Below are 11,797 nucleotides of genomic sequence, written 5' to 3' on the forward strand. Positions count from 1 at the left end.
AATAATAACAGCCTCAAAAATAAGCAAACATAAATTCAGAGTAATTGAGAGATAGCTCACAGGCGTGTAATGCAACGTCCTAATATTAGTCTCATATCAAAGAAAAAGCCAAGCAAAATGCTCGGCTTTTCTATATCAAAAATCTAAGCTTGATTAGAATTTATAAAGCAAACCAAGCGTCGAGGTTGACTCAGTACGTGAGTCAACCATAGGACTATCGTATTGTTCATTCGGCAAATAGCTTAAGCTTTGATTGGCAAACAATGCCCAGCGCTCATTGAAATCATAGTTGGCACTAATGTTAACGTAAGGATTCAAGCTCGAATTGGACTTATAAGCGGCGACGCCTGTTTCCGCTGACTCTTTTTCACTGACGCCATAATAGTATTCATTATAATCAGCATCGTTGTATTCAAAACCAATGCTTGGATAGACTGTTAGCTTGTCTTTCGTAATTCTAGCAAGATAGGTCAAACGAGCTGTGTTACCACCACTACGGTCTAAGACATCAGTTGCGATTTGAGCACGGAAACCACCGACGGGCGTGCGGCGCAAATAAGTCAGACCAGCAGCGACTGACGCTTCACGCTCATCAAGACCTTGCAATGCGCCTCTAGCATCATCAGGATCGAAATCGTTGCCAGCGAGCTGAGCATAAGCCGACAGCTGGTTTTTGCCATCATTAATGATATAAGCACCCGCTTGGGCGCCGCGCACATAGAATCTATTGTTGTCATAAAATGCGCCTGGCAACACACGTACATCGAGGCTGTCTTCCATATCGTAGGCTGAGTTGACGGCTATGACGTTGACGCCCACGCTTAATACAGCATCTTGGTCAGTAGGTAAATTGTCCTTAAAAAGTGCAGCATTGGACATACTGGCGACACTAAATAACGCGGTAGCCGTTAATGCGCTAAGCATGACGCGCGTAGAAATATGAGGTAGCGCTACAGGTTTAAACATAATAGAGTCTCGTGAATGGATGAAATAATTGGGGGCAATTGTGTATAGTCAAGGAATTTTAGAATCGCTACAAGGCGACCGACCGCAGATAGTAAACTGAGTACATCTAGAGCGGGTAACACCGTAGCGGTTTAAAAGTGCTCTGACTGTAGCAAGAAGCGAGTAAGGAAAACCTAACCAGTAAGCTGTTATCATGAATTATTTAGCAATGATAAATAACTATGAAGGTTTACTCAATGGTTTTTAATACTTGTAGTATTTGATTATGAATATCTTGCCACCACCAAATAAAGCCAATGCTAATCAGTAGCATCATTAGCCATGGTAGTAATTGCCAAATAAGGATAGATTTGGTCGGTGTTTCTTGTTCACTAAGGAGGCTGCGATTAGCATGAGTATTTAAGTGTGAGTTTACAGCAGAGTCGGGGTGGAAACTGCTTTTATTGTCAAAACAGACATTATTAAAGTGCTCATTATTAGCAGAAAAATCAGTATCGCTGCTTGCTGGAAAATTGATATAAGTCGTTCGATAACGGTCTTCATAAGTAGCTGGGTTAGGCATATTCTGTAACGCTATTGTCATACGCTGACGGTAGGCGATTGCGAATGCCAGTGCAATCACTAAGCCAGTCACCGCGCCGCCGATATGCCCCGCATTGTCGATACCCGGTACGGCAAAACCATAAACAAGGTTAATGCCCATGATAAATATCAAGCTCTTAAGATTGAGCACCATGCCATTGACCGATATTTTAAATAGTGCGGCTATTAATAGTGCTGCGCCGATACCCATGATGCCACCTGATGCCCCAGCCGATAGACCCGGTTGACCAGTTCCTTCTACGATACTATGCCACGTGACATAGTTATTCAGTAAGTTGCCCCCGATCGCCGCCAGTAAAAACAATGCCAAAAACTTGGCTGAGCCAAACATCGGCTCGGCAATCTGCCCAAAGAAATACATAGCAAATCCATTAAACAATAAATGCATCAAGCCGATGTGTAAAAAGGCACTGCTGACCAAGCGCCACGGCTCATCGCCCATGGTAAATGGCAATGCATTGGCACCCCATTTTAAGAGCGCCTCAGTCGATGGGTTATTGGCATCGACGCCTGTCAGTACCTGCATGATGAATAACCCAATAAAGCTGGCTAGTAACAGCGTGGTGACAGGGGTTGTTTTTAATAATTGTTGAATGGTCATAAAGGTGAGATATCATTAGAATGTTATAAATAGAGTATAAAGGGTATGGTCAAATAATGTCAGACATCTGCATGACATTATGATTTGATGATTAGTAATCTTAAACGACTAATACTCTTAAACGATTAGTGCCCTTAATAGTGGATCGTTTTAATGACATGTTTAACGACAAATTTAACGATTAGCAACTTTGAGGTTCTCATAAGTGCCTTTTACCAATATATCAGTGGTGACCTTATTGATATCGGTATGACCACAGAACGCCATCGATAGATCGCATTCTTTATGGATGATTTCCAGTGCACGGCGCACGCCATCTTCACCATAAGCGCCCAAACCGTAAAGAAAAGCGCGACCAATCATCGTGCCTTTTGCACCCAATGCGCGCGCTTTTAGCACATCCTGACCCGAGCGAATGCCGCTGTCTAACCACACCTCGATACCGCTATTTTCAGCCTGCACCGCTTGTACGATATCGGATAGGGCAGAAATGGAGGAGAGGGCGCCATCTAATTGACGACCACCGTGGTTTGAGACGACCAGTGCATCGGCACCGCTACGAGCAGCCATAATGGCATCTTCAGGTTCCATGATACCTTTAATAATTAATTTGCCGCCCCACATATCTTTGATGCGTGCCACGTCATCCCAGCTCAAGCGCGGATCAAACTGCTCTTCCGTCCAAGCGGTGAGAGAAGATAAGTCGTCCACTCCTTTTGCATGACCGACGATATTGCCAAAGCTATGACGTTTGGTGCCCAGCATATTCATACACCACTGCGGCTTGGTCATCAAGTTGACGATATTGGCAAGTGTAGGTCTAGGCGGTGCAGACAAGCCATTTTTGATGTCCTTATGGCGCTGTCCCAGCACTTGTAAATCCGCGGTAAGAATCAACGCCGAACAATTGGCATCTTTCGCCCGCTGAATCAAATTGGCCACATAGTCATGATCGCGCATCACATATAGCTGAAACCAAAAGGGCTTGCTGGTATGAGTGGCGATATCTTCGATAGAGCAGATACTCATGGTCGATAGTGAAAACGGCACGCCGAATTTTTCTGCTGCCCGCGCTGCATGAATCTCGCCATCCGCCCACATCATACCGGTAAAGCCAGTGGGCGCGATGGCGACGGGCATTTTTACTTCTTCACCAATCATCTGGGTTGCCAGACTGCGATTGTCCATATCTACCAATACCCGCTGGCGTAACTTGACACGGTCAAAGTCGGTTTCATTGCTACGATAAGTCGTCTCAGTCCATGAGCCTGAATCGACATAATCATAAAACATACGCGGTACTTTACGTTCGGCGACGCGGCGCAGGTCTTCAATTTCAGTAATTTTGCTCAAATTTTTCATGAGGTCTTCCCTGATGCTTATTTGGTAACCGTTCATTAATTATGATGCTGTGATCATTAATTTTTTGTCGTTAATTATTAGATAATATTAGGGGCTGTAGTAGATAAGGATTAAACATCACACCATATTCTCAGAGTTTTAAGCTGAGTAGACGGTGATCCATAGTTGAATCTAAACTCACACTCTTTTAAAAATAAATGGAAGTTCTTCTTATCGATCCCATTATATTTTCTGAGTATTCGTTTAGACTGGTTCCAAAAGTTCTCAATGCCATTGATGTGATTGTTTTTACCGCAAGTAAACTCTTTAGAGTGATTGACTCTGAGGTGTTTAAACTCGCTCACATCTAACGCATTGTAACTTCGATAACTATCAGTATAAACAAAGCTGTCAGGCTTGATTTTACGCTTAATAACAGACATTAGAGTCGTCTGTTTGGTGTCTGCTACGACAATGGTATAAACCTTACCATTTCGTTTTAGAATACCAAATACAGCTGTCTTACCAGCAGCCCCGCGACCTCTTTTGCCTTTGCGTACGCCGCCAAAGTAACTTTCATCTAATTCGACTTCACCATCAAAGAGCTCATCAGCTTCTAATGAGAGATGGTCGTCTATTACAAGTCTAATTTTATGATAAAAAAGTGCCGCAGTGTTAGGTTGAATGTCGAGCAAGTCTGCGGCTGTTCTAGCAGTCACTTCAGCCGTGAAAAACTCTAAGAGCCTTCGCTGTAATTTTTTACTTAGTTTACAACGGGTTATCTTCATAAAAGTAGTCTAGCATAGTGCTTATCTACTACAGCCCCTAATATTATCTTAACTGGGACATAAAACTGACGCTATCATTATTAGTATAATAGCGTCAGTTCAAGTGCTGATTGTGGATTCACAGATTTTCTAGTACAGCTAACTCATGTTAAGCAACGGTTGTTTTACTCGTCATTGCCATGATGCTAAAAAATGCGATTGGCCAAATGATAGCCAATATCCACCACCACATTTGACCGAAAATAATACCCATACCGATCAATCCTGCCTGAATCACATAGTATGTCATTGCGACTAAGGTTTTGCGAATAACATAGCCTTCTTTATCCATTAGACCAACCACCGCGCACGCAGCAACGACGTTATGTACCGCAATCATATTACCAGCTGCACCGCCGACCGCTTGCAGTGCTACTACTTGTGCAGCAAGATTGACATCTAAGCCAATTTGACTAGCGGTTGACCACTGAAAGTAAGCGAACATCATATTACTGACGGTATTTGAGCCTGCAATGAACGCACCCAGCGCGCCAATCCACGGAGACACCAGTGGCCATGCATTTTGAAAGGCACCAGCAGCACTCTCAGCCAGTAAGATGGGCATAGCGGGTAGCGAATTTGCGACTTCAGCAGCTGAACCGGAGTTGATGAATACTTGTACCATCGGTACCGAAAACAGCAAGGCTGGTGCGGCGGCTACCATGGTTTTTGCAGAACTACTCCAACTACGTTTGACGGCTTGTCCGTTCATTTTGAACAATAAGATAGAGATTAAGGCAACAATAATTAGAATGATACCTGGAGAATAGGCAAGTTGGATTTTACTAGAAATAGTTGTACCAAAAAGATTAGTAAATTGTATAGTGGTCAAATCTCCAGTCAAAAATGCCTTCAGCGGTGCAATGACTCGAGTGATGATTAGTAGACCAATAACGATGAGATAAGGAGAAAATGCCCGAACCAAAGAAAATCTTGGTGCAATGGAATCATCAAACTTTTCTTCAGGTAACGAGCCGAGCCAGTCTTTATCCCATTTAGCGCGTGGCGCAAAATCAAAAATCTCTTTAGGCATCAAGAAGCCGCGCTTTGCTGCAGGAAGCACAATCATAAGACCGATAAAACCACCGACCAATGATGGGAACTCAGGACCTAGGTATCTAGCCACTAAATAATAAGGAACGGTAAAGCAGAGACCGGCAAATATAGCAAAAGGCCATACTTTGAGCCCTTCAACGAAGGAGCGATTTTTACCAAAGAACCGAGTCAAAAATCCACTCAAAAGTAACGGGATTAAAAAGCCTACCAGCGCATGTATCAGACCGATATTACCCGCGATTTGTAATAGATAATTTTCAGTTGAGAGTGGCGCAATCGCTTGCGTTATATCTGGCTTATCATTGATACCAGTCCAAACGCCAAGTAATACTGGCGTACCAACGGCACCAAATGATACGGGCGTCGACTGAATAATTAACATAGCCATAACTGATGCCATCGCTGGGAAACCTAAAGCGAGCAACAACGGTGCACCGATAGCAGATGGCGTACCAAATCCTGATGAGCCTTCTATCAGTGAGCCGAATAACCATGCCACAATGATAACTTGAACGCGTCTATCGGGCGAGATATCCATAAAGCCTTTACGAATAGCGACAATAGCGCCCCCTTCCTTCAAAGTATTCAGCAATAAAATAGCCGCAAATACAATAAATAAAAGCGTGAGTGCGACGATGATGCCGTTTACAGTCGCGGCTGCGACTTGGGCGCTACTGGCTTGCCAAATGAACAATGCTAATAGCGCGGTTACTAAATAGGCAACGCCCATAGAAATCTTGGCAGGGAGCCGCAACATTACAAGCAAAACGAGTACTACCAGAATAGGCGCTAAGGCCAAAAAAGTGTACATAATAAACCGTCCTTGGTATATGTAGTTGAAGTCATCTTTGAAATATCATTGATTAACTGAATGATACTTCTTATTTCTTTACTGATGTTAAGCCAAAAGAAGCCAGTATTTCTTGATAGTGCAGGCTTCATCCAAATGGCGATAAAGAACTTATTTCAAAAATTAGCTGAGACCTTGTATTTTTTACAGTGATTAAGAGCTGATTATGATTGTCCTTTATACTCTATTCAACTCATCATGTTTGTGTTTGTTATGGGTCTAATAATTCAATCCAATGCTTGACTGGGACGGACGCATGGCTGTCTAAATGCAATTGGCATCCAATATTGGCTGTCACAATCTGTTCTGGGTTATCGATAGTCAAGTCGATGATTTTATTTGTGAGTAATTGCTGGCTAAGCGTAGGCTGAAGGAGCGAGTAAGTACCAGCAGAGCCGCAGCATAAATGTCCGTTTTGAGTTTTAGAGAGCTCAATCCCAGCGCGTTGCAATATCTGCTCAACATGACCGCCTAACTGCTGAGCGTGCTGTAGCGAGCATGGGCAGTGGACAGCAGTCTTGCGACTCGTCTGTTTTACTACCAAATTTTCTAAGTCCTCTTTGATTAAAATCTCGCTCAGGTCTCGGGTCAGCGCACTGATACGTTTTGCTTTAGCCGCATAAGCGTCGTCATGTTTGAGTTTTTCACCGTACTCCTTGATCATCGAGCCGCAGCCTGAGGCACTGGTGACAATGGCTTCAGCCCCAGCTTCGATGTACGGCCACCACGAATCGATATTGCGCCGCATGAACGTAAGCCCTTCTTCATGGGCTGGCATGTGATAGCTCACAGCGCCGCAACATCCGGCATCTGGCGCAGCAATCAAGCTGATGCCTAGCTTATCAAGTACTCGGGCGGCGGCATTGTTGGTATTGGGGGTGGCAGAAGGTTGGGCGCAGCCCTCTAGCACCAGCACTTGACGCGAGTGTTGCTGTGAGGGTCGCGGACGGGTGATTTGCTTAACAGGGACTTGGGCTTTTAAGTCGCGAGGCAAAAAGGAGTGAAACAGTTGTCCGAGTCTTAAGAGAAACCCAAATCGATGCGGATAGGGCAACACCTTTCTGATAAGCCAGCGTTTAAGTCTTTGGTCGGCAGGTCGCGACAGCTGTTCTTCCATAATATCGCGGCCGATCTCAGCCAAGCGGCCATATTTTACCCCAGAGGGGCAAGTGGTCTCGCAGCTACGACAAGTCAAACAGCGGTCTAAGTGAAGTTGGGATTTTTCGCTAACATCACCAGTTTCAAGCATTTGTTTTAGTAAATAAATGCGACCGCGAGGACCGTCACGCTCATCGCCAAGCTCTTGATACGTGGGACACGTGGCATTACAAAATCCACAGTGAACGCAAGTGCGCAAAATATCGTCGGCTTCTTGAATATCTGGATGATCCAAATATTTTACATTGATTTGAGTTCGCATTATGACTTCCTTGTCATCGAGCCAATTTACATCCAGCTATATAAACGATTGAGATTGAAAACACAATTCGGATCGAAGGCGTGTTTGAGGCGCTGATGGAGCTTTTGGAGCGCCTCAGACTGAGTATGAAAGACTTCCTGACGCCTGTCACCACCGCGATAAAGGCTAACCTGACCGCCTGCAGCCTCAGCGAGCGCTTCTAATTTGTCCGCGGTAAAGTCACCACGAAGCCAGCGCTGCGCACCTCCCCAATCAATCAGCCAATCTTCATCTGGTAGCATGTGGGCGGCGCTGCTTTTTACCGAAAACCGCCACAATGAGGACGCGTCTAAGAAATAATCCAATTGCTGCTCACGAAGTGTTGACCAAAAGACATCTGTATCCTCTAACGCCGTGCCTTGCCACTGGTTGACGGTACTCTCTACAGCACTGCGTGCGCCTGCCAAGCGCAAATACAAATGATTGTCAAACCAGCAAGCCCCCGTCAAGGGTTTGGATTGTCCTGAGAGACGGTTCATAGTCTCAATTGCCGTTTTAGCCTCCATCTCCTGCTTGATGGTAACAGTGGTGGCAGGTTTAGGCATGACTTTTAGACTGACTTCAGTAATAATACCCAAAGTGCCCATAGCACCTGCTTGCATCCGTGAGACATCATAACCAGCGACGTTTTTCATCACCTGACCGCCAAAGCGCAGCTCTTCTGCGAGGCCATTAATGAGACGAATGCCTAAAACATGGTCTCTTATTGAGCCGCTCCAAGGTCTTGCTGGGCCTGATAAATGGCAAGCCAATGTGCCACCCAAGGTTGCTTGCCCGTTAAATGTCGGTGGCTCAAATGCTAAGCACTGATTGTGTTCGGCCAAGGCGTTGCTAATCTCATTAATTGGGGTTCCAGCACGGGCAGTCAGCACCAATTCGATCGGCTCATAACTGAGAATGCCTTTGTGCTCACTAAGACTAATGGGTTTGCCTATTTGCTCACGTCCCATAAACTGCTTGCTGCCCCCGCCCATGATCTGTAGTGCTGTGCCGTCGTGGCTGGCTTGTCTTACTCGCGCAATCAGCTCTTGACTGATGTCTGTCATGCCAGATCTCCTTGCTGTGGTTGAGAGTCATGGCTGTGTTGCGGTCTGTTAAGGGTACGGTACTCTTGACAACGCTTGAGCACGGGAATACCTTTACCCGGATTTAACGTACCAATTGGGTCAAAGGCGTGCTTGATTGCATGAAATTGTGTCAGCTCTTGATCATTAAACTGAATCGTCATTTGGCGGATTTTTTCGACCCCAACCCCATGCTCACCAGTTATGCAGCCGCCCACTTTGACGCAAAGCTCTAAAATACGGCTGCCAAACTCTTCAGTGCGCTCAAGTTCTCCTGGGATATTGGCATCGAATAAGATAAGAGGGTGCAAATTGCCGTCCCCAGCATGAAATACGTTGGCAACGCGCAGACCGTATTGATCTGAGAGTTTTTGCATTTCTGTTAGGACGTGGGCAAGTTGGCTACGCGGAATGGTGCCATCCATGCAGTAGTAGTCAGGGGATATTCGTCCGACAGCGGGGAACGCCGATTTTCGACCTTTCCACAATAAGGTGCGTTCCGCCTCACTTTGCGAGACACGTGTTGTGGTTGCGCCAAGCTCGATAAACAGCTGCTCAACCTCTGCAATCTGCTCTTGAACTTCCGCCTCACTACCATCTAACTCACACAGCAGCAAAGCTTGGGCATCAGTTGGGTAGCCTGCATGAGCAAATGCTTCGGCGGCTATAATGGCGGGGCTGTCCATCATCTCAAGTCCGGCTGGAATAATACCTTTGGCAATCACGCCGCCAACCGCGTCCCCTGCTGTCTGAACGTTATCGAAAGCTGCCATAATGACCTGAGCCTTTTCAGGGTTAGGTAGCAGCTTGACCGTCACTTCAGTAATCACCCCAAGTAGACCCTCAGAGCCGGTAATCAGAGCCATCAAATCAAAGCTATTGCTATCAAGACCTTCACTACCAATAGTAATGAGATCCCCTTCGACTGTGACCATTTCAACTTTTAATAAGTTATGAGTAGTCAGACCATATTTGAGACAATGGACGCCGCCTGAGTTTTCGGCGACGTTGCCACCGATGGAGCACGCAATCTGTGAGGAGGGGTCTGGACCATAGTACAAGCCGTATTGACTTGCCGCTTCACTAATAGCAAGGTTGCGGACACCTGGCTGCAAACGCGCGCTACGGGCAAGCGGATCAATATCAAGGATATGTTTAAATCGCGACAACACTAATAAGATGCCATCAGGATTGGGCATCGCGCCTGCACACAAACCAGTACCGGCACCACGTGCCACTACAGGGATTTGATAGCGATAACAGATTCGCATTACCTCGCAAACCTGCTCAACGGTTTTTGGGAGCACCGTAATGAACGGCATATCGCAATACACCGATAAACCATCACACTCAAAAGGCTTTTGAGTCTCCTCATCATTGATCACGTATTGAGGCTCAATAAAATCGCGAAACAACTCTACTAGAGTAGCTTTGTCAGGTCTTAAGCTCTGATTCATGGTGGCATTCCTTTGCTCACTAAATTGTCGACACTCACTGCATTATTATACAGACGACCTTAAGCTTATAATAAAAAGGGAAAGATTAGCTATCAATATATTGGCTAAAACCGAATAAAGTGATGGGTAATGTTTTGAATTAGAAGGAATAAAGCTTGTTCACGGCTGTGTTGAATAAGCGAGCAGCGTTGGCAGAGTTACAATAAACGCTGCAAATCCATGACTGAAAATGGATAATTTAATCGTGTTGATGGTGTCAAAATCACCGGAATAGTGGTGGCAAATTCCATCATCAATGGTTCATCGAAATGAGCGATATCGACCTGTTGATAGGTAATCGACTGTACGGCTTGAAATTGAATCAGCACTTGCTTCGCGATGTCGCACAAATGACAGCCAGACGTTCCAAGTAGCCACCATTTATCATTATTTTCAGCCTGACCAAGATCGGGGTTTGCAGCAACCATACGTTCCCGTAAGGCTTTTACATTATCATCATCGTACATATTTATTCTCTTGTCTTAATACTTGTCACAAAGTTTCGGTTTTTAGGACTTCGATTGCCAGCATAAATACTGCCTGATCTTTTTTACGCAGACTCTATGGCATGATAAAGAAGTGGGGTAAATAATGACAGCGATTGTGAGATTAGGTAAGATGACCTGCTGTTTTTAATTACTGGCTCTTCAGCTCATCTTATCTTATTACCTTTTCAATCACTTGGATATCGCGCATGGCAAGTTTTGGCAAATTTTTCAAACGATTATTGATGGCAATCATGCTATTGGTCGTCGCATTTCATGTATTAGTCGCTGGGCTACTATTAATTTGGAAAACGCAGCCGATTAATAACAGCATGTTTATGCTGACTCATCGTTTGACGGGCGGTACTGTCACCCAAACTTGGGCTGAATACGATGCCATCGCAAAATCTGCCAAACAAGCCGCGATAGTGAGTGAGGATTCGACATTTAGTCAGCACAATGGCTTTGATTTCAAAGGCATTGAGGCGGCACGTAAGAAAAATGAAGAGACGGGTAAGATGTCCGCTGGTGGTTCAACGATTACCCAGCAGCTAGCAAAAAACTTATTTTTGACCTCGCATCGCTCGTATGTTCGTAAAATTGAGGAAGCTATTATCACTGTCATGATTGAGACATTATGGGATAAGCAGCGTATCTTGACCGCTTATCTCAATGTGGCAGAGTTTGGCAATGGTATTTATGGTATCGAAGCAGCATCTCAGCACTACTTTGATAAATCTGCTGCCAAGCTGAACCGTGATGAATCAGCCTTACTTATCGCTATGTTGACCAATCCAAAATACTACGAAGACAATCAGGGTGATAGACGTTTACGCAATAAACAACGTATTATCAAAAAGCGCATGAGCAATGCGGTGTTACCACAATCAGCTTAATGGATTGTACCTATGACCATTTAATAAATAGCGCTGTGTTTTTGAATGATAGTTTTAAGTGACGGTTTTGAATGGCAGTTTCAAGTGATAGTTTCGAGTAGTAATGGATAAAAAAAGAACCCTGATAAATTTCTTAGTGGAAAAGCGATTATA

The 11,797-nt window shown here is 44.8% G+C and carries 10 protein-coding genes; 1 reads left to right on the plus strand and 9 read right to left on the minus strand.

The features are described from left to right. Positions 1-153: 153 nt before the first annotated feature. From JMW94_RS01185 to JMW94_RS01225, 9 genes are all read right to left on the minus strand, one after another. Complete coding sequence (locus tag JMW94_RS01185) at positions 154-966, minus strand: MipA/OmpV family protein (RefSeq protein WP_060491661.1); 813 nt, start codon at positions 964-966, stop codon at positions 154-156. A 229-nt stretch (positions 967-1,195) separates the two neighbouring features. Beyond that, positions 1,196-2,170: a rhomboid family intramembrane serine protease gene (locus JMW94_RS01190; RefSeq protein WP_201599955.1), complete on the minus strand. Its 975-nt coding sequence runs from the start codon at positions 2,168-2,170 to the stop codon at positions 1,196-1,198. Positions 2,171-2,344: 174 nt separating this feature from the next. Beyond that, entirely contained in the window at positions 2,345-3,532 is a 1,188-nt protein-coding gene (locus JMW94_RS01195) for an L-lactate dehydrogenase (RefSeq protein ID WP_201599957.1), read from the minus strand. 110 nt (positions 3,533-3,642) lie between these two features. Then, positions 3,643-4,299, minus strand: a complete 657-nt coding sequence (locus JMW94_RS01200; protein ID WP_201599959.1) for an IS1595 family transposase — start codon at positions 4,297-4,299, stop codon at positions 3,643-3,645. 148 nt (positions 4,300-4,447) lie between these two features. Then, entirely contained in the window at positions 4,448-6,205 is a 1,758-nt protein-coding gene (locus tag JMW94_RS01205; RefSeq protein WP_201599962.1) for an L-lactate permease, read from the minus strand. Positions 6,206-6,455: 250 nt separating this feature from the next. Then, positions 6,456-7,664, minus strand: coding sequence for a glycolate oxidase subunit GlcF (glcF, locus tag JMW94_RS01210; protein WP_201599965.1), 1,209 nt, complete (start codon positions 7,662-7,664; stop codon positions 6,456-6,458). Between the two features lie 26 nt (positions 7,665-7,690). After that, entirely contained in the window at positions 7,691-8,749 is a 1,059-nt protein-coding gene (gene glcE / locus JMW94_RS01215) for a glycolate oxidase subunit GlcE (protein ID WP_201599968.1), read from the minus strand. Beyond that, the gene (locus tag JMW94_RS01220) at positions 8,746-10,224 is read right to left on the minus strand and encodes an FAD-linked oxidase C-terminal domain-containing protein (RefSeq protein WP_201599971.1); all 1,479 of its coding nucleotides are present in this window, start codon (positions 10,222-10,224) and stop codon (positions 8,746-8,748) included. Before JMW94_RS01220 ends, glcE begins: the two co-directional genes overlap by 4 nt. Before the next feature lie 197 nt (positions 10,225-10,421). Next, entirely contained in the window at positions 10,422-10,730 is a 309-nt protein-coding gene (locus JMW94_RS01225) for a glutaredoxin family protein (protein WP_201599974.1), read from the minus strand. Positions 10,731-10,957: 227 nt separating this feature from the next. Between JMW94_RS01225 and mtgA the strand changes: the two genes are divergently transcribed. Then, positions 10,958-11,644 carry a monofunctional biosynthetic peptidoglycan transglycosylase gene (gene mtgA, locus JMW94_RS01230; protein WP_201599976.1) on the plus strand — a complete coding sequence of 229 codons (687 nt, stop codon included), beginning with the start codon at positions 10,958-10,960 and terminating at the stop codon, positions 11,642-11,644. Positions 11,645-11,797: the final 153 nt, after the last annotated feature.

Origin of the sequence: Psychrobacter immobilis (genome assembly GCF_904846185.1) — a bacterium.
Lineage (GTDB): Bacteria > Pseudomonadota > Gammaproteobacteria > Pseudomonadales > Moraxellaceae > Psychrobacter > Psychrobacter immobilis_B.